Raw genomic sequence first — 22,063 nt, 5'->3', positions numbered from 1 at the left:
ACAGCCCTGTTTTCCTGACGGCCATTACGATCGTGTCTGGTGAGCATAACAAAGAACACCTCTGTCAAGTGCTACCGTCGAGGGCCGCGTTGATGAGAGACACAGACACTCAGAAAGCAGATGGACGCATAGGGCGAACAGACACGCGGAAACGCCTCTTGGCGGGATTGCTCACGATCGTCGTGGTTGTCGGCCTCACCGTCGCAAGCGTCGGTGGGGCAGCAGCAGTCGGGGCACAAGACGACGAACCGGTAGACACTGCTCCCGGTGACGAACTCCTCGTCACAGAAGACTGTGAGGACGAACCACACATCACCGTCGAGAATCCGACGGAGAGCGATACTGAGTTGACGATGACCTGGACTGCCGAGTACGATCAGTTCCAGGTCCAGACACAGGGACAGCTCCTGACGAACCTCCAGACTGAAAGTACCGCTACCGACGACGGTCAGGAGACCACCCACTCACTGACCGTGACGGTGCCAGCGACCGACAACGTCACGTTCGTCGGCCTCGCCGACGACACCTACGAGTTCGTCGCCACCGCGGATGGCGAGGATGTCGCCCTCGATGAAGACGAAGTCGAACTCGAGTGCGACAGTGACGTGGACACGGCAGAGCTGTCACTCGATGAGCTCGTGGACCGGTACGGACCGAACGTCGTGCTGGTGTCGTTCGTGATGGACGATGTTGACGAGACGCCGGTCGATGACGACCCGATCGATGAGCCGGAGAAAGACGATGATGAACCGGTTGAGGAGCCTGAAAAGGACGAGAAGGATGACGATGCACCGGAGAAAGACGATGAGCCGGTAGATGCACCGGAAAAGGATGAGGAGCCAGTGGATGAGGAACCGGTGAAAGATGACGACGCACCGGTTGAAGAGCCTGAAAAGGACGAGAAGGATGACGACGCACCGGCGAAAGATGATGAACCGGTGAAGGATGAGGTGCCAGTTGACGAGAAGGATGACGATGCACCGGTTGAGAAGCCTGACGAGGACAAGAAAGATGAGAAAGACGAGAAGCCAGTCATAGACGATGAGAAGCCCGTAACAGACGACGAGAAGCAGGTCGACAAGGTCGACAAACCTGAGAAAGAAGAGCCGGTGGATGAACCGAAGAAGGTGAAGGCGGCTGAACCGGTTGAAGAGACGGACGAGAAGCCAACAGATGAGGACCGTGTTGACGAGCAGGACAAAGAGGCAGAGAAGGCGGACAAGGCAGAGAAGGACGACAGGGACGACAAGGACGACAAGAAGGACGAGAAAGCAGACAAGAAGGACACCGAACCTCTCGACGTTGAAGACGAAGACGAGAAGGACGAAAAGGCAGAGAAAGCGGATGACAAGAAACACGACGACAAGAAAGACGAGAGGAAAGCCGACAAGGACGAGCCTGAGGCAGCGGAGCTAGAGGAACCGGACGAGAAAGACGAGAAGGACAAGAAAGACGACAGAAAGGACGACAAGCACCACGAGAAGAAAGATAAGAAAGACGAGGAGGACAAGAAAGACAAGAAAGAGGACGAAGAGGAAGCTGACGTACTCGATGTCAAAGAAGACGAGGAGAAGGACAAGAAAGACACGAAGGACAAAAAGTACGAGAAAGACGACAAGGACGAGGGTGACGCCCTCGACGTTGAAGAAGACGACGAGAAGGACAAGAAGCACGACGACAGGAAGGACAAGAAAGACCGAGACGAACCAACGGATGACGCCGCAGCGTTCGAAACCGACGACAAAAAGAAGGCTGACGCGGGACACCAGGCCAGCGGTCCGTCGTCGATGGTTGACCAGTTCTCAGACGAGATCGAACTCGCGAACGAACTGTTCGACTGACGCAGTGATGGCCAACTGACGGCAACCGTCCGCAACCGGTGAGCGCCAACTCGCCGGTCATTATGCGGTTCTTCTCGATGGAGCCAACAGGAGACAGGCTCTACTGCGGGCGACTTACTCGGAACTCACCGCACGAAAGAAGTGACTTTTTATCCCATCCCTGCGTGGCGATGCCATATGCGAGTCGCGTTCGTCTCCGCTGAAACGGGTTTCCACCGCGATACCGAGACGAACCGACGATTGCAGAGCGTTCTCGAACTACTCGACGACGCCGGCCACGACGTCCACGTCTACTGTACGCAGTTCTGGGACGGCGAACACGCAACGTTCGAACGCGAGGGAATCACGTACCACGGCGTTTCCGTCGAACTCGAGGCCACCGCCTCGTTTCTCGTCCGGTTGCCGTACGTCCTCGCCCGTGCGCGTCCCGATATCGTCCACGTCAGCGCACAGCGACCGGGACAGGTCATCGCGGCCAGTCTCGGTGCGACGCTGGCCAGAGCGCCCGTGGTCGCCGAGTGGTACGGCATGGACGGCGTCCCAACTGATCGATGGCGCAAACTCGCCGCCCGATCCGTCGACCGAAACCTCGTCCCCTCCGAACTCGTCGCGACCTGGGTTCGCGAACTCGGCGTCAGCGAGCAGGCGGTCGATCCGATCGCGAATCCGATCAATGTCGAACAGATACGTGAAGTCCAGCCTGGCGAACGGGCCGATGTTATCTACGCCCGCCGCCTCGACGAGGGGGCGAACCTCGAGAGCCTGTTGCTCGCGCTCGCCGAACATCGTGACCGCGACTGGCAGGCAACCGTCATCGGCGACGGCCCCGAGCGCGAGGCGTACGAACGACTCGCGAGCGACCTCCGTATCGAAGACCGTGTCACGTTCGCCGGCGACCGCTCACTCGAGGAGCGAATCGCCGCCTACCGCGGCGCACACGTCTTCGCACAGACTGCCGAATACTGCGTTTTCCCGACCGAGATGCTCTGGGCGCTCGCCGCCGGCTGCGTCGGCGTCGTCGAGTACCACGCCGACTCGAGTGCCCACGAACTCGTCGAGGGCTGGGATCGGGGCTTCCGGACGACGAGCGAAGATGAACTCAGCGACACGATTATCGAGGCGGGGGGACTCGAGTACCGCGATCTCGATGACGAGTTCGACGAGTACGATCGGGCGGAGATTCGGGACCGGTATCTGACGACGTATCGGGCGCTGCAGGATGCGTCGGGACTGTTGTAGCGGTCTGAGCGCACTCTTTGGAGGGCAGCCCGGGACGAAGTAGCCAGCGACTGAACAGACGCCCAGGCAAACAGGTATTTAATCGTCTACTGAGTGCCCTCGGTATGGACGATGCTGGGAGCGCAGATGGCAGTGAGGGCGGCCAGGCGGATACTGATTCTACCACTGACAGTGAGACGACCGATACCGACAGCAACACCGACACCGACACGACCACCAACTCACAGCCGAACTGTGACTTCTGCCAGATAAGCGACGGTGCTGAACCCGCGGCAATCCTCTACGAAGACGACCGAACAATCGCATTTCTCGACCGGCGACCCGCAGTCCGCGGACACACAGTAATCGCACCGCGCACGCACGACGAAGAACTGCTGCTCATGGACGAGACGGAAACCGCCGCCGTCTTCGACACGGTCCACACCGTCGCGACGGCACTCGAGTCCACCCTGGAGCCGGACGGCTTCAGCGTCTTCCACACGAGCGGCCCGCTGGTCGGAACGGTCGATCACGCGCACGTTCATCTGGTGCCGCGGTTCGAGGACGACAGCGTGGGCCTCTCGCTAGCTCGCCGGGAACTCGAGTCGGCGGACGCAGAAGCGATCGTCGCGGCGGTTCGAGAAAAACTGTAATCGGTTGTGCAGTTTGGCTCTATTGAAACCTTTTGACGCTGGCATGTTTCAGTAGCCGTGCTGAATACACAGCACGAATGTATCACAGTTCAGTGGCCAATGGGCGAAGAGTGGAACTCACTTTACAATCGCTCTTGTTCCGCATCAAATGGTCGTGCTCGGACACAGAGTGTATCTGGTTCCTTCAGCGCTCTCTCGTACCGGTCTGGGTTACACTCTCGGTAGTCTTCCTGCGGAGTTATCTCTCGAAACTCATCGAGCCGAAATCCGCTCTCCGAGAGGGAGTTGACAATCTCACTTATCGGTCTGTGATACTGTTCGACGGTGGCGCCTGTATCACCCCATTCGAGCGTGTACGAATCGATGTCGTAGTAACTCGCCAACTCATCTCGGTGCCGTCGGTACCGGCGTACCGGGTGAATAGCCGTGAATACGAAGGTGCCGTCGGTAGTGAGAATTCTCCGGAACTCTTCAAACACCGGTCTCCAGTGTTCGATATGACCCAAGACAAGGTTAGAAAACACGAGGTCGAATTCAGATTGGGCTGTGAACTCTAACGGGTTGGTGAGGTCTGTACAGTGAAAATCTGCTCGATGGCCTAATCTACTTTTGGCGATTGCGATCGCTCGAGAACTCGCATCAACACCGACAACTTCGGCACCGTGTTCGAGGAACCATTCGGTGTAATCGCCGATTCCACAACCGGCATCGAAAACCCGCTTTCTTGCGACATCCGGCAACAACGGCCGAACCCCTGGCCAAACGTAGTGTCGCTGGTAGTCGCTCTCTCCCCAAGGACTCGTTCCAACCCTGTCTTTATTTTCTGCTAATAGGTTATAGCCTTCAACAGTTGGATTCGCCTTCGGTTTATCATCACTCATTCTTCACGTACCTTAACGACATATCAGTTGATATACTTTCACCGGGTCAACATATCTCCGACCGGTTCCTGATACGTTTTCAGACTCTCTTCACAACTGGATAGAATGCGTACACGATATAGATGTAGTCTCCTCCGAGTCGGTCGCGTTGTTTATGACAAGAATTAGGCAGTTCGTTTAGTATGTGTTGAACTCAGGACGTGTATCGGTCACAAGAACGCTTCAGCGTCATCACTTCAAGTAGGAACTAAAGATTAAGCCGTAAAGATAGAAAACTGTCGTTATGGACGTTATTGACCCTCGTGACTGCTACGAAGACCTTATCGAAAGACGTGTAGAGAAAGAGGTCGATGCGGAGGCCTTCGCAGCGCTCGAAGAAAACGAAGCGTTCAGTGCTGGGTGGGTGGTCTCGGCGGTCGTATTAGACGAGACGGGACGAGTTCTTCTGACCTACCACGGTGGTGACAGTGCGTGGCTCGCTCCCGGCGGGAGTGTGCAGCCCAGCGAGTCACTCCGTGAAGCCGTTATTCGAGAAGTTCATGAAGAAACAGAGGTTTCAATCACACCCGACCGCCCCCATGCCATCGTGGAGAATATCGTACGACACAATGGAAAATCACTCTCATTTCGGTTCGTGATGTTCTCGGCATGGGCGGAATCCACCGAAGTTGGGGACGAGTTAGGGGAACCCGGAGAGCCCATCGAAGAGGCAGACTGGTTCGATGACCTCCCCGCAGATGTCTTTGAGGAACCGCTCGTAGAACGAGTACTACAACGGTTGTAGCGGTGGTTTGATCGACAAGGCCGTACTTTTACTGCCCACCGAACGGCTGTTATACAACCACAGGTGCGAAACGAACAGCGACGGATTGCTGACTACATAGCGTGTATCTCGAACGTCAATTCTTGAAAAGTATGACACTATCTTTTTATTGCAATATGCGAAGAAACTGTACTCGTGACGCGTGACCTCGTCACTGATGCGAACGAAAACCTGCGGTGTGCTTTTGGCACACTGGCAGACGAAGTCCAATTCGGAAAAATTCGACAGTTCGGGCCACTTACAGCGGCCTGTGCCGTGGTTTCAGCACCACTTTTCAATCGAGTGTTCGTCTTCGACTCCCCGTCAAATGGTGATCTTTCGGCGGCAGTCGCATGGATGTCCGAACTGGACGTACCGTTCTGGGTCACTGTAGTCGAACCCGCGGTTGAGGAAGTCAGACCCTATCGTGCCGACCTCGATCTCGTAAAAGCCATCGAGCAACCTGGGATGGCGATGGAATCGCTTGACGAGATACCACCTCCCAGCTCGGTCGCCGATATCGTTGAGGTGACCGACCCGGACGAACGTGACGAGTTCAGCAGAGTTACGGCGTCGGCCTTCGAGTGGCCGCTGGACGCCGCAGAGCGGATCGATCGGGCTGCGCTGGCGGCCGACGATATGCGCTTGTTTCTCGGTAGAGTGGACGGACACCCCGCTGCTAGTGGGCTCTTGATACGGAGTGGGGACGTGGCCGGCGTCTACTCGATAAGCGTGGTCGAGGAGTTCCGCCGACGGGGGATCGGGGAAGCAATGACTCGGAAGGTGCTCCGTGCTGGACGCGAGGCTGGCTGCCAGGTCGGAGTGTTACAATCGTCCGAGATGGGCTATCCAATCTACAAGCGGATGGGGTTCGAGACTGTCGTTACCTACCACCAGTTCGAACTAACCGGCTAATCGTACAGAGTGTGGATCGGTCACGGAATTCTGCTGGCTCCGTCGTTGGGTATAGACGAGACATTCAGCAACTGACCGTCACCTGCGTACCATTATCATTGAACGGCCGACTGTCCATCAGAGGAGTATGGCTATATGGTCTTAGCTAGTACTATTCAATTAGACAACTATATGGGACGGATCGAAACAATTCTGTTCGATCTCGATGATACATTGGTACGGTACAAGAGATCCCCCGGAGAGGTGTTACAGGCGTCCTTTAACTCCTTAGGAAGTGCTCCTCTATCTTTAAACAGCGAGAGAATCCCGCCGTGAACGGCGGGCGTGAATTGCGTCACTCAACTACCCAACCCACAGACAACTACATTGTGACCGATCTGTTCCCTGTACACTGCAACTTCAGCGACCCCCATCCGCCACTGATCGCTTACGTGTAGTGAGTGGATGGTTCAACGCTTTCAGTGTGAAACAAGCGGAGTCGCCGTGCTGTATTAATGCTCTGTATTCAGCAAACCGTTTGTATTAGCCGCCGAGCATTTCAACAGAGCCAGCAGCTTCACCCAAGCCCAGAATCCACGCAGAACCAGCTCAGAGCTCGAACTTCTCCGCAGCCGTCTCCATGTCCTTATCCCCGCGACCCGAGAGGTTCACCAGAATCGTCTCGTGCTCGCCGTCCTCCGCGAGTTGAATCGCGCGGGCGACGGCGTGGCTGGACTCGAGTGCCGGGATGATTCCCTCGGTCTCGCTCAGTTCGCGGAAGGCTGCGAGCGCCTCCTCGTCCGTGATTCCGGTGTACTCACAGCGGCCGACGGCGTTGAGCATGGCGTGTTCGGGGCCGACGCCGGGGTAGTCGAGGCCGGCAGAAACCGAGTGGACCTCGACATCGTCGTCGAGTACGCGCGTTTTCATGCCGTGGATGGTGTCGTCTTGCCCCTTCGCCAGCGGCGCGGCGTGGCGACTCGAGTCCGCCCCCTCGCCGCCACCCTCTGCGCCGTAGAAGTCGACAGAATCGTCGCGGAAGGCGTGAAAGAGCCCGATGGCGTTCGAGCCGCCACCGACGCAGGCGACTGCGGCGTCCGGGAAGTCGCCGGTTCGTGCCAGCTCCTGGAACTGCTCGCGGGCTTCCTCGCCGATGACGGACTGGAAGTCCCGAACCATTCGCGGGAACGGGTCCGGACCGACGACGCTGCCGACGAGATAGTGTGTGTCGTCGACGTTCGCGGCGAAGTCCTCGAGTGCGGCGTCGACGGCGTCGGCGAGCCCCTCTCCACCACGGGTGACCTCGTTGACCTCGGCACCCATCAGGCGCATCCGGAAGACGTTCATCGCCTGACGCTTGGCGTCCTTCTTGCCCATGTAGATCTCCGTCTCGAGGCCGAGCAGCGCGCCGACCATCGCGGTTGCGACGCCGTGCTGGCCCGCGCCGGTCTCGGCGATGAGTCGGTCGCGACCGGCGCGTTTCGCGAGCAGCGCCTGCCCGAGACAGTTGTTGATCTTGTGTGCGCCGCCGTGGAGCAGGTCCTCGCGCTTGAGGTAGATCGCAGCGCCGTAGCGTTCGCTCAGGTTCTTCGCGTGATACAGCGGCGTCGGCCGTCCGGCGAACGACTCGAGATGGTCGCGAAAGTCGGCCTGAAACTCGTCGGTCGATGCGACCTCGTCGTAGGCGGCTGCGAGCTGGTCGAGCGGTTCCTGCAGCGGCTCGGGGACGTAGCGCCCGCCGTAACCCTCGAACTCGCCTGGAGACTCTCGGTCGGTCATATATCCGGTGAGACGCCCTTCAGTGGCAAGTAAGTTCCGCGGCTGCAGTGGTGGGGTCGAGAGCGTCGCCACCGCCGCCGGCGTCGCGTGTCGCGTGTTGCGTGTCGCCTGCCGGCCGGTGTATTATCCGGGCCGCTGTGGTACGATAGCCGTCTCCGATGACGGCTGCCACTGCCGCCCGGCGCTCGACAACGCACCGACTCGAACCACGCAGACAGGTTGCCACTCGTCCCGATATCGTCGTCCAGCCCGGGGTGAGCCGACCGTGTCCCTGAGACTCTCCCGGCTGCTGGCGGGCGAAGGCTCGACGCCGCCGGGCCTGCCGAACTTCGACTCGACAACGGTGTTCGTCCGCGCGGCGGCAAGTGCGCTTCGCGGTGAGGAGTTTCCCGCACTGGGGATGTTTCCCTCGTGGCTGCTCCCCGTTGCAGCCCGGCTCAATTCACTGCCGCGGCGGGCTCGAACCGGGATCTACACCACCGGGGGCGCGAACGAGGGCGTCTCGCCGGTCGAACTGGGCAACGTCGACGTCGAGCGGTTCCGCCAGTGGGTTGTCGACCAGTACCCAGACCGCGGCTATCCCGCCGTCATCGTCGGCTCGAGCAACGGCGCAGCCGTCCACCTCGCCGCGCTGCTTGGCGTTCCCTGGCTTCCACAGACATTCCTCGTCCCCGTCTCGCGCTCGCTCCCACCCGACGCAATCCACGCGGATCTCGAGTGGGGTGCCGAGCACGCCGAGCCGTTCCTCGCGGCCAACCCGGACGTCTCCCTCCACCAGATGCACGATCCGAACCAGGACCGCCTGATGGTCAGCAAACTGGCCTACTTCCGGACGAAATCCCGCCGCCTCGGCGACGCCTACGAGGAGTTTATCGAGACGGTGCTAGCGTCCGACGGGACGATCATCACACTCGAGTGCGAGTACGATTGGCCGGCGGTCCGGATCGACGACCGCCACACGTACCAGGTCGGCGGTCTCGGCGGGCTCGACCCCGAGACGTACTACGAGGGCGACGAGGCGATTGCGGAGTTCCTCGAACAGCAGGGAGCGAACCGCGACCGGTGGTATACGCCGGAACCGGACGAGCGCGTTCCGGAGGCGGAGTGGGGCTTCGACCCAGCACTGGGCGAGGATATCGACCGCTTTGCGGGCGAAAACGGATACGACGTTCGACGGTTACAGTTCGATGAACCACACGAGCTGAGCCCCTTCGTCGCCGACCGGTACCGCGAGCGCTACGCCGAACTCGACCGACCGGTCGACCGGCTGTTCGTCCAGTCGTTCGCGCTGGTCGAGCCGTGGTGGACCCTTCGAACCGGCTCGATCCCCTACTGGACGCCGTTCAACACCGCACCCGACGCCGCCCAGTTAGACTCGTATCTGGACGGCGTCGAGCCGTACGACGAAATCTGGGCGACGCTGTTCGCCCACGGCGTCGACTCCGCTGGCCTGGGCTCGATCGATCGCTGGCGCTCCGTCCTCAGCCGGGCACGCGACCAGTACGGCTTCGTCGGCGTCGACGAGACCGAGTTCCCGTACGACATCGAAACGCACGTCCGGTACCATGAGGACCTTCCGGAGACGATTCGCGCCCGCTACGCCCACCCCGCGCCGATGACGTTCGACCGGTTCGATTCGATTGCCGACGACGCTGCGTCTGCGGCTGGACTCGAGTGGACCAAGCGGTGAACGCTTTCAGAGCCTCGAGGAAGACGTAGCGGCAGCGATTCCGACACAAAAACAGCGGCCCGGTTACTGTTCAACCGCAGCCGGTCTGTCCCTCGATCCGTCGGCCTGCTCATCGGGTTGGACCTCGGAATCAGACTCGTCGGACGACTCCTCGAGATACGTCGACGCACCGTGGCCCGAGATAAACTCCTTCGTTCGTTCGGCCTGCGGGTTCTCGAAGAACGTCCGTGCGTCGTTGGCCTCGACGAGTTCGCCGAGGTAGAGAAAGACCACGTCGTCGGCGAGTCGCCGCGCCTGATCCATACTGTGGGTGACCATGATGATCGTGTACTCCTCCTTGAGGGACTTGAGCGTCTCCTCGACCTGTTCGGCCGAGATGGGGTCGAGCGCGGAGGTGACCTCGTCACAGAGCAACACCTCCGGTTCGACGGCCAGCGAACGGGCGAGACAGAGCCGCTGGATCTGGCCCGTCGACAGCTCTGCGCCGGGCGTATCCAACCGGTCTTTCACCTCGTCCCAGAGGTTCACCTTCCGCAGGTAGCTCTCGACGATCTCGTCGAGTTCAGCACTGTCCTCGTAGTCGCCGTGGATCTTCACGCCGTAGGCGACGTTCTCATAGATCGACAGCGGGAGCGCGGTCGGCGTCTGTGGCACGTAGCCGATCCGCCGGCGGATCTCCGGGGCCGGCTCGTCGGTGTTGTAGATCGGCTGGTCGCCGAGGGAGACGTCGCCCTCGATTTCGACGTTTGGCTGGATCTCGTGGAGCCGGTTGAGCGACTTCAAGAGCGTCGACTTCCCACAGCCCGAGGGGCCGATGATGGCCGTCAACTGGTTCGACGGGAACTCGAGGGAGACGCTGTTCAACGCCTTGACGTCCTCGTTCCCGGTGTACGTTACGCTGAGTTCGTCCGTGGTGAGTGCTACGTTCGATGTCATGAGTGTCTCCCTCCCGGTGCGTATCGGGCGAACCGTCCCGCAAGTACCTTCGAGATGCCGATCAGCGCGAGCACGGCGACGATGAGCAGGAACGACGCCGCGTACGCCTGCGCTACCAGTTCGTCGTTCGGCGACGTCGCGTTCTCGTAGATGAGAATCGGCAGCGTCGTGGCGCCGTCCATCGGGCCGGCCGGCATGTTCGTGCTCCGTCCGGCGGTGAACAGCACGGTCGCCGCGTCGCCGATCCCGCGGGCGAAGCCCATGATGACGCCGGCGATGACGCCCGGAAGCGCCGAGCGCACGGTCATCTGTGCGGTTTCGAATCTGGTCGATCCGAGGCCGTAAGAGGCTTCCTTTACCGTATCCGGCGCGGACCGCAACGCCTCGTCGGTGTAGCGGGTCATGATCGGATACTGGAAGATCGCGATCGCGATGATCCCGAACAGCAGGCTCTGTCGGGCACCCGTGGCGAAGATGATGGTCAGTACGAAGACGCCGTAGACGATCGGCGGCGTCCCCCAGAGCACGTTGAGGAACATGTTCGTCAGGTCGGAGAACCGTTCGCTCGAGTAGTCGCTCTGGAGGTAGACCGCCGTCGAAACGGCGAGCGTCATGGAGACGATCGTCGCCGGGATCACGATGAAGATGCTCCCGACGATCGCGTGGAGGAACCCACCTTCAGCCCGGAGCATGTACTGGGTTCCGGGCGGTGTAACGACGATCGACGGGTTGGTGAGCAGAATGCGCGCCCCCCTGAAGATCGTCACGCCGACGACGAACAGCATGACGCTCACCACGAGCGCGGTCGCACCCCGTGCGAGGTAGCCGACAAGGCGCTGTTTGGCGTAGCGGTCCATCAGTACTGCCACCTCCGTTTGAGGCGGCGGCGGATCAACATGGCGCTGAAGTTGAACAGCCAGACGACGACGAGCAACATTACGCCGACGAAGATCAGCGCCGACTGGGTCAACGGCAGGCTCATCAGCTCACCGAAGTCGTTGACGATCAGCGTCGGCAGGGTCTGGCCCGTCGCGAACGGCGAGTCCGGGATCTGCGTCTGGCTCCCGATGAGCATCGCGGGCACGATCGTGGCACCGAAGACGCGGCCGAAACCGAGCAGCACGGCCGAGAAGATGCCCGGTCCCGCAGCCCGGAGCAACACCGTCCGGATCGTTTCCCACTTGGTCGCGCCGACGCCGAGGGAAGTTTCGCGCAGTTCGTCTGGCAGTGCCTCGAGCGACTCGACGGACAGCGAGATCATAAACGGCGTGACGATGATCGACATCACCAGGCTCACGGTGAAGATACCCTGGCCGGTGGCGCTCGAGCCGAAGGCCGGTGCCAGGTAGTTACCGACGAACGGGACCACGACGAGCAGGGCGACCAGCCCGAAGATAACGCTGGGAATGGCCGCGAGCACGTCGATGAACGTCCCGACGAGCGTCTTCATCCGTCCCTCGGCGTACTCGGCGAGGTAGATCGCCGTGAGGATCGCGATCGGCGTCCCCATCGCCATGGTGAGAATACTCACGTACACCGTCCCGACGATTGCAGGGAGGAACCCGAACTGGTTCTCTCCGGGGTTCCAGTTCGACGACGTTACCATCTGCGCGACCGAGAACTCCTGCAACAGCGGCAGGGACTGGTAGACCATCGTCACAACGATCAGCACGAAGATTCCGATCGCGAAGCAACCGGCGACCGTAAACCAGACGCTGCTGATCCGTTCGCGTCGCAGCCGCGTAGAGAGGCGACCTCGCGTCCGACTGGACTCGGTCGATTCCGTCGATTCCGCCATCGTTCAGCTCAGGGCCCCTCTTCGAGGTTCTGCTGGGCCTCCTCGAGGCGGTCGTCTTCGAGCGGGACGTAGCCGCTCTCGCTAACGTACTCCTGTCCGTCGGTCAGGACCCACTCGACGAAGTCGTAGGCCTCGTCCTCGAACTGGCCGTTCGAGGCGAGCCACATCTCCCGAGCCGGCGGCATCGGGTAGTTCCCCTCCTCGACGGCCGTGAGCATCTCGTCGCGGTTGTCGTAGAAGTCCTCCTCGTCGGAGAGCCCGTCGCCGTCCTGGTCGAGGGGGATGGGCCGGACGGGTCCCTCAAGTTGGCCGCTGTCGAGGTCGTAGACGTAGTTGATGTTGTTCAGCGAGATCGCGTTCTCGCCGCTGGCGATCGCATCCGCGACCGCCGAGTCGCCGTCGTGGTTGCCGTCCGAGAGGTTCTCGAGTTCGTTCTCGGAGTAGGCGTCGTCCTCGCCGCCGAGGAAGTCGCCCCACTGCTTGTATGCCGCCGAGGCGTCGGACCGACCGTAGACGGTGATCTCCTCGTCGACGTCGACATCGTCGTAGACGTCGCCCCAGTTCTCGACCTCCTTCGTGAAGATCGCCGCCATGTCCTCGCGGGTGAGCCCGCGTTCCTGGATTTCGTCGAAGATGGGGTTGTCCTCGTTGATGGTGCCGACGACCGTGTCGATGAGCATCGGGACGGCGAACAGTCCGCGATCGATCTCCTCCTCGAAGGGATCGCGGCCCATCATCGCGATGTCGACCTGATCCTCGAGGAGCTCGGAGACGCCGACGCCGGTTCCGCCGCCGCTGACGTCGAACGTCACGTCGTGTTCGTCGCCGTAGATATCCGCCCAGTTTTCGACCGCCATTCGCGGTCCGACGCCGCCCGAAATATTGACATCAGTGCTAGAACCGGAGAGACAGCCAGCCACCGCAGCAACCGATCCACTTCCGAAAAGCCCCAGTACAGAGCGTCGCGAATAGTCTCGTTCCATTCGTTGCCCTTTGTATGAGCCCGTCCCTTGTAGGAGCTCTCCACCCAGCAATTCTCCGCCATAGAACCCGATGGGTGCAATACTTGCGACAGCATGATTGTCACTCTCTCCCTCCGATCGGGGCCACATTTCGTCCGGTGACCAGGGGTAGTCGATGGCGACAGGAGACAACGATGGCACGTGCGCTCCATCCCCGGTTCGTGAGCGCTGCCGACCGCCGGTCCCGAACGCTCGTTTCGGGGGCCAGTGCTGCCCCTCACGGAGGCGATCTGCCGACATGTATCTTGCCGGATTCTCGAACGCGACTCCAACTGAGGGGTCGTGCTCCGTTCGCTCCGCTCAGAACAACAGGAGCAGCGTCGCGAGCGAGAGGACGCTGCTGACGGTGAACGCGACCAGAACGACGATGGCGGGTGTCAAGCCGGCGGTACGGAGGTCGCTGAGCCGGATCTCGGCTCCGAGGCCGACGAACGCCAGGACGAACAGCCAGCTGTAGGCGTTCTCGATCGAAGTGAGCTGGGCTGCGGAAAGGGTGCCCGTACTCGCGACGAGGGCGAGCGCGAGGAAGCCGAGCACGAACTTCGGGAACTCGTCCCAGAGCGTGCGGAGAGCGGGTCGTTCGCCTCCGGATCCCCGGGCGTAGTAGCTCGCGTACGCGAGGACGACGGCGCCGATCAGAGCGTTTCGCGAGAGCTTCGCCATCGTCGCCCACTGGCCGGCGACCTCGGAGTGGGCGAATCCAACAGCGACAACAGGGCCAGTTGAGAACATACTGACGCCGGCCCACGTGCCAAACACCATCCCGGAAAGGTTCAGCAGGTCGCCGACGATCGGATAGACGACGATGGTGACCGCGTCGAACAGCAACACCGTCGCGGCCGCGTAGGCGATCTGTTCCTCGCGGGCCCGAATCGAACCAGCGACCGCGACGACCGCCGAGACGCCACAGATACTGGCTCCGGCCGCGAGCAGCGATCCCATTCGATCGGTCAGCCCGAACACGTTGCGCGCGAGGAGTTCGACGGCGAGCAGCGTCGTCGCGGCCACGCCGACCACGAGTAGAAGGACGTAGCCGCCGACCTCGAGGACGGTTTCGAGCGAGATTGACGCGCCCATGAGGACGATTCCGGCACCGAGCCACAGCTTGTGGGTCGCGATTCCGGGCTCGAGGCGCGACGGAACGCCGACCGTATTTGCGAGCAGAAATCCGAGCGCGATCGCGAGCAGCAGATGATTGCCGCCGATCGTATCGGCGAACAGCCGGGCAAGTACCGCGCCGAGGCAGAGTGCAGCGATCCCAAACAGTCGTGAAGCGCCAGCCATCCCGTCCGCTACCAGCTCCAGGGAATGTGCACGTCGAGCAGCGACACGAGCGCGACAACCGTCGCGCCGACCACGACGCTCTGCCAGTCCCGCTCGAGTGCACTCCAGCGCGAGCGCACCCCGGCGAGCGATGCCAGCCGAGACTCTTCGTTCATACTTCGGTTCGGTTCGCTGGCACACTTAACGCTTGCCGATTCCGTCATTGATATCGGAGATAGTTGCCACAATCTGTGACGAGACCGGTTGCGGGATGCGGACCTGCATGCACGCATCGAATTTCGTGACTCCCGCCACTCTGGCTCACACCGACTGAAACTCGCGCCAGAGCGCCGCTGCAACCGTAAAGTCACTGACTGCTGCGTACCCGCGCTTGACGTACGGCTCTCCCGTCTCCCTGTAGAGTTCGAGAAACGTCCCGACCGGCGCGAGACAGCGCTCGACCCGCTCGACCTCTTGCACTGCGCGGTCCTCGAAACCGTACCGACGCAGGCCAACCGCGTAGGCGAAGCTGTTCCAGGGCCAGATCTGGGTGTGGTAGTCCCGATGCAGCAGAAAAAACGGATGTACCTCCCGCGGTGAAAACGACGCCTCGCGCAACCGGAGCCCGTTCGGCGTCTCGAGTACCCCCAGCGAATCCGCAATCGTCTCCGCCACCGACGGCTCGACGAGCCCGAAGTAGAGCGCGGGCACGTTCGCGTCACAAGCGAGCACCGACGACCCCCGGCGTTCGTCGAAGTACGAGCCGTTCCACAGCCGTCCGAGCCCCTCGCGGAACGCCGCCGAATGCCCGGTGAACACCGTCTCGATCCCGCGGGACTCCAGTACCGCTGTCGCTGCGAGCAACATCGCGGTGTTGTAGGCTTCCCGCGGCGCGGCGGCCGAATCCCACCACGAACTGCCAGCACCGGTGACGAGACCGAGCTCCGAATCGACGAATTTCCGGTCGTGGAGGGCGGCCAGTGTGGCGATCGATTCAGCATGGTACTCGAGTCGGTCTGCTGTGGCGAGCAAGAGCACGAGTGCGGGGAACGTGTCGACGCCTTCGGCGGGCGTCGCGGCGTGGGAGTCGGTGCCAGTGTGAAAGTCGGTGTAGAAGACGTCCGAGAGCTGAGAGACGAGCCAGTCACCGGTTTTGGCGGCGGTGTCGCGGTAGCCGGCGGCGACCAGCCCGCGAGCGGCAAAACAGAGGTCTCGCGGCCAGATGCCGTGAAAGTGGCCGCCGGATTCGACGCCACCTGTGGCCCGTTCTGCGAGGATCGTTTCGGCGGCCTGCTCGAGTGAGCCGTGGTCGGCGTAGCCGTGTCGGCGAACGCGGGCGTAGTGTGCGAGACGACGCCGGAGCTCGCGGCTGTAGTATCGCGTCGCCGAGAGTGTTCCCATGTTCAGGCACTCGAGTGGTTGCTCTCGTCTTCGTCGTCAGCCTCACTCTCGCCCCCGTCTTCACCCTCGCTTTCGCTTGCAGTGTCGCTCTCGTCGTCGTCCGCCCCGGAGTCGGCACCGATTCCGCCTTCGTCACCCTCGTCAGTGTTACCCACCTGGTCGTCCGACAGATCCTCACTCGGCGTTGTCTCCGGCTCTGTCCCTTCGGTCTGGGCGGGCTCTGCCTGCGTCGGATCCGGGCCCGTTGCCTCTGAGGCTTCGCTCATCGTCGCCGATTCGGAGACGTCGATTTCGACTCCCTCGTTCTCCGTTTCGGAACGCCGTGGATCGCCGTCTTCACCGTCGAGGCTCGGTTTCGATCGCGGTTCCGAGTCGTCGGTGACGAACTCGATCGGAGAGGATGCAGCGGAACTGTCTCCTGGATCGCTCTCGTCGGCGAACGATTCGAGATCCGTCTGTTCCGAAGCGCCCTCCTGGCGCTTCGAGAGGCCGTACTTGAGCAGGCCGACGCCGGCGGCACCGATCGGAATCGATCGAAGTTGGCCGCGAAGGAGCGCGCGAACGGCGGAAAGAACCAGAACCCCGCCACCGACCAGCGGGAGTGTTCCCGGTTTGGAACTCGCGTCGGGCGTCATCGCTCCGGCGGTTCCGTGTCCGTACCCGCTCGAGTCGTCGTCCCGATTCTGATCTCGACCGTGATCGGAGGGAGTGTGTGCTGTCATCGATACGATGTACCCGTCCCGGACGGTTGAAGGTTGGACCGGCAGATGACTACACTCGCGACCGTCGGCAACGAATCCAGCGGATCGTGACTCGATTCGATGCCGGAACAACAGGATTTCAAGACAACATAGTGACAGGACGAAAGAGTCACAGGATAAAATAGTGACAGGACGGCAGCACGACAACAGCGAAGTGACACCGGATGGACGACTCAAGCACCACCAGACCGCCAAAGCTGCTCCCGCGACCCGCTATGACTCCCAGTCGAACCGCTCCGGATCCCGCGCTGCAAGCGCCGTCCGGACCGCAGCGACGTTCTCCAGCACATCGTGGACCCGGATGAGATCCGCACCCCGATCCGCCGCAAGCGCGCTCGCCGCAACCGTTGCGTCACGCCGCTCGTCCGGCCCCTGGCCAACGTGCGCGAACATCGACTTGTGCGAGTGGCCGACGAGCACCGGATAGCCGAGCGCGCGGAACTCCTCGAGTCGGTCCAGAATCTCGAACGACTCCGCCGCCGACTTTCCGAAGCCGATTCCCGGATCGACGACGATTTTCTCCGGGTCGACGCCCGCCTTCTCGGCGAGCAACAGCCGCTCTGACAGCTGATCGATCACGTCCTCGACGACATCGTCGTAGGTCACCTCACGGTCCGGGTCGACGATCGAATCGATGCTGTGCATCACGATCAGCCCCGCGTCGTGCTCGGCCGCGACGAAGCGCATTTCTGGATCCTCGAGTCCCGACACGTCGTTGATGATGTCTGCGCCGGCCTCGAGTGCGGCCTCGGCGACGACCGCCTTTCGCGTATCGATCGAGATAGCAACATCGAGGTCCGCGATACGCTCGATAACGGGAACGACGCGTTCGATTTCCTCCTCGACTGGCACCGGCTCTGCGCCGGGGCGGGTAGACTCCCCGCCGATGTCGATCACGTCCACGTCGGCCGCGACCATCGCCTCCGCGCGCTCGACGGCGTCCGCGAGTGCGTCGAACTCGCCGCCATCGTGGAAGCTGTCGGGGGTGACATTGAGGATGCCCATAACGGCGGTGCGGTCGGCCCAGGGTGGTGTCTCAGTGCTGGTGGCTGTGGGAGTAGCGGTCTCCGACGCTGGAGCCGCATTGGAGGTCGATTCGATACCCACGGTCTCACTAATCTCACGCGCAACCGTCTCGAGCCCGTCCTCGCGATCGACGGTCGACACCAGTTGCTCGAACTGCGCGAGTGTTCCCATCAACACGACATCGACGCGCTCACCGTGATCGTCGTCCGCCCCAGAGACGACACACTCGCCGCCGAGACGCACCAGTTCGGTCTGTAGTCGGCTCGCCTGCGAGGACTGCAGATTCGTCTTGACTACGCGGTGGAGCGCCTCACCGTCGAACCGGTCGACCTCGGCGTCGGAAACCTGTGCGGACTCGAGTGCATCCCGTGCGTCCGACCGGTCGCGGATTCGCTTGGTGATCCCGGTCGTCGTCCACCGCGAGCGGGCCTCGGCGACGGCGAACAGCGAGCCCGTGACGAGAATGCAGTCGTCGGGGCCGGCGTCGGCGAGCGCCTGCGAGAGCGCGTCCTGAACGCTCCGCGTCGTCTTCACGCGGGCTGTGCCGGCGTCGTCGAAGACAGTCGCGAGCACGTCGCGGTCCTCGGCACGGTCGAGTCCCGGCTCCGCCGTACGTACGGCGTCGGGTGTCGGTAGCGCCGCGGCCATCTCGCGGTGGTCCTTGTCGTGCATCGCACCGAAGACGAGGTGGAGCTCGTCGAACTCGTACGTTCCGAGCGTGGCGGCGAGTTGCTCGCAGGCACCGGGATTGTGCGCGCCGTCGAGGACGACGAGCGGTTCGGTCCCCATCACCTCGAAGCGACCCGGCCAGTGAGCGTTTCGCAGCCCGCGTGCGAGTTCGTCGGTCGACACGTCGGCGACCTGGCGTGCGAGCGCGGCGGCGATGCCGGCGTTTTCGGCCTGATGGGTACCTGGCAGCGGGATCTGCGTCGAGACGGACCAGTCGTCGGCGTCAATGGAGACGGCGGCTTCAGTGTGGTTCGCACGCCCGCCGTACTCGACGCGCACATCCGGTGTCGTCGCCTCGTCGTCACCGCCCGCTCCCTGCCCCCCACCCCTCGTTCCAACTGTAACGACCTCGCCTGCAACTTCGCGAATGGACTCGAGTACCGGCCCGGTGACGCCCGTAACGAGCGGTGCGTCCGCGGGCGCGACGTGAGCCTTGTCGCGGGCGATTTCGGCTTCCGTCTCGCCCAGAATGCCGGTGTGTTCAAGCGTCACGCTCGTGACCGCGCTCGCGACGGGATCGACGACGCTGGTTGCGTCGTACCGGCCGCCGATGCCGACCTCGAGGACGGCCACGTCGACGTTCTCGCGGCCGAACTGCCAGATCGCCATCGCGGTCATCGCCTCGAAGAACGTCGGCGAGTTTCCGTCGGCGGCCTGCTCCGTCAGGTAGTCGTGGACCGATTCGACGTACGCACAGACTGCCGAGCGGGGAATCTTCCGGCCGTCGACCCGGACGCGCTCGCGGAGGTCCTCCAGGTGGGGAGAGGTGTAGAGTCCGACCGAGAGTCCCGCCTCGCGAAGCGTCTGTTCGACCATCCGCGCCGTACTGCCCTTCCCGTTCGAGCCGGCGACCTGCACGAACGCGACGTCCTCGTGTGGATCGTCGAGGGTTGCAAGTAGCTGCGCCGTCGACGCCGTCCCCGGCTTCGGTCGAAAGCGCCGCAAGCCGAAGAGAACGTCCGCCGCCTCGTGATACTCCATATCCGAACCACAGAGCCAGTCCGCTTTAGGGTGTCGGACTCGGCCCCGATTCGACCGACTGGATGCCGGTCTCTCCACTCGTTTCCCTCATGCCGACTGGCGATTTGCGAACCGACCACCGTCCCAGCCACCGAGCTTCGCGCGCAACCAGTACTCGACCGCCGCGGCGACGAGCAACACGAGTGCGTACGGCCCGAACAGAAGGATGTGGACGGGGCTGTCTGTGGTGACGAACACCTCGACCGCGAGCGCGTACGGGACCAGTGCGAACAGCGCAATCGGGACGACCAACCCGCGCGAAAGCAACGCCGCCAGCGGAATCGCGGTGACAGCAGTCGCGACGACGAAGACGACAACTACCGACGCCGACGGCTGAATCCCCGCCCGGAGCACGAGTAGCGCTGTCGCGAGACCGACGAGTCCGGCAGCGGTGCCGACAGTCCGACCGAGACCACGTCGCGAGAACGGAAGCGATGGCAGGTTTCGAAGTCGTCCGTCGCCGACGCCGTACCCCCGTCGAAGTCCGAACTCGACGAGCCCGGCGACGACGACCAGCGAGAGCCAGACGTACCACGTGTGCGCGTAACTCGAGACGTGCGTCGGTCCGTCGACGATTACGTAGTCACCCAGTTCTTCCCACTCGGGCAGCGGTGTCGTAAGTTCGAGGTACACTGTCCCCACAAGAACGGCAAGAAAGCCGACGGCAGGAGTCAGCAATCGTGTATAGGACGTGATGAACAGTGCAACGAACCCCAGTGCGAATCCTGCCAATGCGAGCACTGCGAGCTGCGTGGGAGAGTCAAGTATCGGATAGCTCCCGCGGACGAACAACGCCAGTACGCAGGTGACGTTCAGCAGACCACCGATGGCACCGACGGCGAGCGAGCGCAGTGATGGTCGGCGTGGTGAGTCGGCTGCTGTCATACTCAATCTCTCGTGGGTTCACGCATGTGCGTCGAAGCCGGAGCCGTCTGGAACGGGGCCGATGGGGACCGTGCCGAAATCGAACCGAAGCCGAACCGAGGCTACTCGAGTCCAGTCTCTGCAGCCAGCCCTGCCGAGTCGTCGGCCGAGTCCTTCGTGATTTCGAGGAACGCATCCTCCAGACTGCGCGTCTCTGCGGTCTCAGCCCGGGATTTCAGCGTCTCGGGGTCGTCCTGCGCAACGAGTTCGCCGTCGTGGAGCACCCCGATCCGGTCGGCCAGGTCGTCGACGACCGAGAGGATGTGCGTCGAGAGGAAGATGGTCATCTCCTGGTCGGCCAGATCCGCGATCGTCTCGCGCATCGTCCGGGCCGCACGCGGATCCAGCCCACTCGTCGGCTCGTCGAGGAAGGCGACTGCAGGCTCGTGGAGCACCGCCTGAATGACGCCGACCTTCTGGCGCATTCCCTTCGAGTAATCTGCAATGCGCTTGTCCGCGTCGTCGGTGAGGTCAAACCGTTCGAGGAGGCTCTCGATTCGCTCGCTCGCTTGCTCGTCCGGCAGATCTCGCAGACCGGCGGCGTACTCGAGTTGCTCGCGGCCCGAGAGTTCGTCGTAGATGGGCGGCTCCTCGGGGAGGTAGCCAATGTGTGGCGTGACGGACTCGCGGTCGGTGATCGGGTGGCCGGCGACGTGGGCGGTGCCCGACGTGGGTTGTGTCAGCGTCGTCAGCATCCGCATCGTCGTCGTTTTGCCGGCACCGTTGGGGCCGAGAAAACCGTAGACGGTGCCGCGTTCGACTTCGATCGTCAGTCCGGAGACGGCAGTGGTGTCGCCGTACTGCTTCGTGAGGTCGTCCGTGGCGATAGCGGGCGCTGTTTCGGACGTCGTCGCCGACTCGGGGGACGCGTTGGGGGCCATACTGGCCGTTTCGCGTGCAGGGAGTTAAATTTGTGACATACTTATCAGGATCGCGCAGTCTCGGCTGATGATTCGTGCAGCCAAGGAATGACAACGCTCCAAAGTGTTTATACCGGTTATCGTTCAACGGTCAGTATGGCCCTTCCACTCCTCGCTTCCGTCGGTTCACCGGCGGATTACAGACCGCATCCCGGTGATCCCCGATGAGTTCGCCCGCAACCGTCATCGCGCGAACGCAGGTCCGACGGACGATTCGGACGGTCGTCGGCGATCGTATGAAACTGCTCATGATGGCCGGTATCGCCCTCCTTGCGCTCGGTCCCGTCACCGCAGTCGGGTTGTTGATCCTCCCCACCTTTGGCGAGGAGGTCGCGACTGGTGCAGTCGACGCGCCGATCGCACTCGAGATCGTCTCGGGTGTCACCGCACTCGTCTGGCTCTTTCTCATCCTGATGGCGGGGATTCGAACGTTTACCGCCGCCGCGAACCTCAGAGATTCGGCATGCTCGCAGCTACAAACCACCAACTGATTGATATTCTCTGG

20 protein-coding genes are annotated in these 22,063 nt (G+C 62.2%); 7 read left to right on the top strand and 13 right to left on the bottom strand.

Features of this window, described 5'->3' with window-relative positions; translation table 11 throughout:
* The first annotated feature begins 92 nt into the window (after positions 1–92).
* From BBD46_RS03430 to BBD46_RS03420, 3 genes are all read left to right on the top strand, one after another.
* Positions 93–1,841, top strand: coding sequence for an AAA family ATPase (locus BBD46_RS03430; RefSeq protein ID WP_071400366.1), 1,749 nt, complete (start codon positions 93–95; stop codon positions 1,839–1,841).
* Positions 1,842–2,018: 177 nt separating this feature from the next.
* On the top strand, positions 2,019–3,080 hold the full coding sequence (locus tag BBD46_RS03425; RefSeq protein WP_071400365.1) for a glycosyltransferase: 1,062 nt from the start codon (positions 2,019–2,021) through the stop codon (positions 3,078–3,080).
* Between the two features lie 104 nt (positions 3,081–3,184).
* Positions 3,185–3,712, top strand: coding sequence for an HIT family protein (locus BBD46_RS03420; protein ID WP_084777673.1), 528 nt, complete (start codon positions 3,185–3,187; stop codon positions 3,710–3,712).
* 122 nt (positions 3,713–3,834) lie between these two features.
* On the opposite strand, the gene BBD46_RS03415 is transcribed toward BBD46_RS03420, so the two are convergent.
* Complete coding sequence (locus BBD46_RS03415; protein WP_071400364.1) at positions 3,835–4,593, bottom strand: class I SAM-dependent methyltransferase; 759 nt, start codon at positions 4,591–4,593, stop codon at positions 3,835–3,837.
* A 283-nt stretch (positions 4,594–4,876) separates the two neighbouring features.
* Here BBD46_RS03415 and BBD46_RS03410 point away from each other — a divergent pair, with 283 nt between their 5' ends.
* Positions 4,877–5,377: an NUDIX domain-containing protein gene (locus BBD46_RS03410; protein WP_071400363.1), complete on the top strand. Its 501-nt coding sequence runs from the start codon at positions 4,877–4,879 to the stop codon at positions 5,375–5,377.
* Positions 5,378–5,551: 174 nt separating this feature from the next.
* Positions 5,552–6,310 (top strand): GNAT family N-acetyltransferase, encoded by a 759-nt coding sequence (locus BBD46_RS03405; protein WP_071400362.1) that lies wholly within the window; start codon positions 5,552–5,554, stop codon positions 6,308–6,310.
* 588 nt (positions 6,311–6,898) lie between these two features.
* Here the strand turns inward: BBD46_RS03405 and trpB are convergent.
* Positions 6,899–8,068 (bottom strand): tryptophan synthase subunit beta, encoded by a 1,170-nt coding sequence (gene trpB, locus BBD46_RS03400; protein ID WP_071400361.1) that lies wholly within the window; start codon positions 8,066–8,068, stop codon positions 6,899–6,901.
* A 265-nt stretch (positions 8,069–8,333) separates the two neighbouring features.
* On the opposite strand from trpB, the gene BBD46_RS03395 reads away from it, so the two are divergent.
* A complete protein-coding gene (locus BBD46_RS03395) occupies positions 8,334–9,758 on the top strand; it encodes a hypothetical protein (RefSeq protein ID WP_071400360.1) in 1,425 nt (474 codons plus the stop codon).
* 63 nt (positions 9,759–9,821) lie between these two features.
* On the opposite strand, the gene BBD46_RS03390 is transcribed toward BBD46_RS03395, so the two are convergent.
* The 11 genes from BBD46_RS03390 to BBD46_RS03340 all read right to left on the bottom strand — a co-directional run bounded on the left by BBD46_RS03390 (position 9,822) and on the right by BBD46_RS03340 (position 21,519).
* Complete coding sequence (locus BBD46_RS03390) at positions 9,822–10,694, bottom strand: phosphate ABC transporter ATP-binding protein (protein ID WP_071400359.1); 873 nt, start codon at positions 10,692–10,694, stop codon at positions 9,822–9,824.
* Complete coding sequence (locus tag BBD46_RS03385) at positions 10,691–11,551, bottom strand: PstA family ABC transporter permease (protein ID WP_071400358.1); 861 nt, start codon at positions 11,549–11,551, stop codon at positions 10,691–10,693. The genes BBD46_RS03390 and BBD46_RS03385 overlap by 4 nt, the downstream gene beginning before the upstream one ends.
* Positions 11,551–12,492 carry a phosphate ABC transporter permease subunit PstC gene (pstC, locus tag BBD46_RS03380; protein WP_071400357.1) on the bottom strand — a complete coding sequence of 314 codons (942 nt, stop codon included), beginning with the start codon at positions 12,490–12,492 and terminating at the stop codon, positions 11,551–11,553. Before pstC ends, BBD46_RS03385 begins: the two co-directional genes overlap by 1 nt.
* An 8-nt stretch (positions 12,493–12,500) precedes the next feature.
* Complete coding sequence (locus BBD46_RS03375; protein WP_071400356.1) at positions 12,501–13,475, bottom strand: PstS family phosphate ABC transporter substrate-binding protein; 975 nt, start codon at positions 13,473–13,475, stop codon at positions 12,501–12,503.
* A gap of 339 nt (positions 13,476–13,814) precedes the next feature.
* Positions 13,815–14,798: a YeiH family protein gene (locus BBD46_RS03370; RefSeq protein ID WP_071400355.1), complete on the bottom strand. Its 984-nt coding sequence runs from the start codon at positions 14,796–14,798 to the stop codon at positions 13,815–13,817.
* Positions 14,799–14,806: 8 nt separating this feature from the next.
* Entirely contained in the window at positions 14,807–14,953 is a 147-nt protein-coding gene (locus BBD46_RS22525) for a hypothetical protein (RefSeq protein ID WP_171908146.1), read from the bottom strand.
* A 145-nt stretch (positions 14,954–15,098) separates the two neighbouring features.
* Positions 15,099–16,178 (bottom strand): hypothetical protein, encoded by a 1,080-nt coding sequence (locus tag BBD46_RS03360; RefSeq protein ID WP_071400353.1) that lies wholly within the window; start codon positions 16,176–16,178, stop codon positions 15,099–15,101.
* Between the two features lie 2 nt (positions 16,179–16,180).
* The gene (locus BBD46_RS03355) at positions 16,181–16,900 is read right to left on the bottom strand and encodes a hypothetical protein (protein WP_071400352.1); all 720 of its coding nucleotides are present in this window, start codon (positions 16,898–16,900) and stop codon (positions 16,181–16,183) included.
* 252 nt (positions 16,901–17,152) lie between these two features.
* Positions 17,153–19,675, bottom strand: a complete 2,523-nt coding sequence (gene folP, locus BBD46_RS03350; protein ID WP_071400351.1) for a dihydropteroate synthase — start codon at positions 19,673–19,675, stop codon at positions 17,153–17,155.
* An 87-nt stretch (positions 19,676–19,762) separates the two neighbouring features.
* Entirely contained in the window at positions 19,763–20,599 is an 837-nt protein-coding gene (locus tag BBD46_RS03345) for a hypothetical protein (protein ID WP_071400350.1), read from the bottom strand.
* Positions 20,600–20,700: 101 nt separating this feature from the next.
* Complete coding sequence (locus BBD46_RS03340; protein ID WP_071400349.1) at positions 20,701–21,519, bottom strand: ABC transporter ATP-binding protein; 819 nt, start codon at positions 21,517–21,519, stop codon at positions 20,701–20,703.
* A gap of 203 nt (positions 21,520–21,722) precedes the next feature.
* Between BBD46_RS03340 and BBD46_RS03335 the strand changes: the two genes are divergently transcribed.
* Entirely contained in the window at positions 21,723–22,049 is a 327-nt protein-coding gene (locus tag BBD46_RS03335; protein WP_071400348.1) for a hypothetical protein, read from the top strand.
* Positions 22,050–22,063: the final 14 nt, after the last annotated feature.

Source organism: Natrialba sp. SSL1 (assembly GCF_001861355.1).
Lineage (GTDB): Archaea > Halobacteriota > Halobacteria > Halobacteriales > Natrialbaceae > Natrialba.
The sequence above is the reverse complement of the archived record's forward strand: the minus strand, read 5'-3'. Positions and strand labels throughout refer to the sequence as shown.

Bases quoted from the DNA above. Each gene is read 5' to 3' on its own strand.
- BBD46_RS03430 (WP_071400366.1), top strand. From the start codon at position 93: ATGAGAGACACAGACACTCAGAAAGCAGATGGACGCATAGGGCGAACA.
- BBD46_RS03425 (WP_071400365.1), top strand. From the start codon at position 2,019: ATGCGAGTCGCGTTCGTCTCCGCTGAAACGGGTTTCCACCGCGATACC.
- BBD46_RS03420 (WP_084777673.1), top strand. From the start codon at position 3,185: ATGGACGATGCTGGGAGCGCAGATGGCAGTGAGGGCGGCCAGGCGGAT.
- BBD46_RS03415 (WP_071400364.1), bottom strand. From the start codon at position 4,593: ATGAGTGATGATAAACCGAAGGCGAATCCAACTGTTGAAGGCTATAAC.
- BBD46_RS03410 (WP_071400363.1), top strand. From the start codon at position 4,877: ATGGACGTTATTGACCCTCGTGACTGCTACGAAGACCTTATCGAAAGA.
- trpB (WP_071400361.1), bottom strand. From the start codon at position 8,068: ATGACCGACCGAGAGTCTCCAGGCGAGTTCGAGGGTTACGGCGGGCGC.
- BBD46_RS03390 (WP_071400359.1), bottom strand. From the start codon at position 10,694: ATGACATCGAACGTAGCACTCACCACGGACGAACTCAGCGTAACGTAC.
- BBD46_RS03385 (WP_071400358.1), bottom strand. From the start codon at position 11,551: ATGGACCGCTACGCCAAACAGCGCCTTGTCGGCTACCTCGCACGGGGT.
- pstC (WP_071400357.1), bottom strand. From the start codon at position 12,492: ATGGCGGAATCGACGGAATCGACCGAGTCCAGTCGGACGCGAGGTCGC.
- BBD46_RS03375 (WP_071400356.1), bottom strand. From the start codon at position 13,475: ATGGAACGAGACTATTCGCGACGCTCTGTACTGGGGCTTTTCGGAAGT.
- BBD46_RS03370 (WP_071400355.1), bottom strand. From the start codon at position 14,798: ATGGCTGGCGCTTCACGACTGTTTGGGATCGCTGCACTCTGCCTCGGC.
- BBD46_RS22525 (WP_171908146.1), bottom strand. From the start codon at position 14,953: ATGAACGAAGAGTCTCGGCTGGCATCGCTCGCCGGGGTGCGCTCGCGC.
- BBD46_RS03360 (WP_071400353.1), bottom strand. From the start codon at position 16,178: ATGGGAACACTCTCGGCGACGCGATACTACAGCCGCGAGCTCCGGCGT.
- BBD46_RS03355 (WP_071400352.1), bottom strand. From the start codon at position 16,900: ATGACAGCACACACTCCCTCCGATCACGGTCGAGATCAGAATCGGGAC.
- folP (WP_071400351.1), bottom strand. From the start codon at position 19,675: ATGGAGTATCACGAGGCGGCGGACGTTCTCTTCGGCTTGCGGCGCTTT.
- BBD46_RS03345 (WP_071400350.1), bottom strand. From the start codon at position 20,599: ATGACAGCAGCCGACTCACCACGCCGACCATCACTGCGCTCGCTCGCC.
- BBD46_RS03340 (WP_071400349.1), bottom strand. From the start codon at position 21,519: ATGGCCCCCAACGCGTCCCCCGAGTCGGCGACGACGTCCGAAACAGCG.
- BBD46_RS03335 (WP_071400348.1), top strand. From the start codon at position 21,723: ATGAGTTCGCCCGCAACCGTCATCGCGCGAACGCAGGTCCGACGGACG.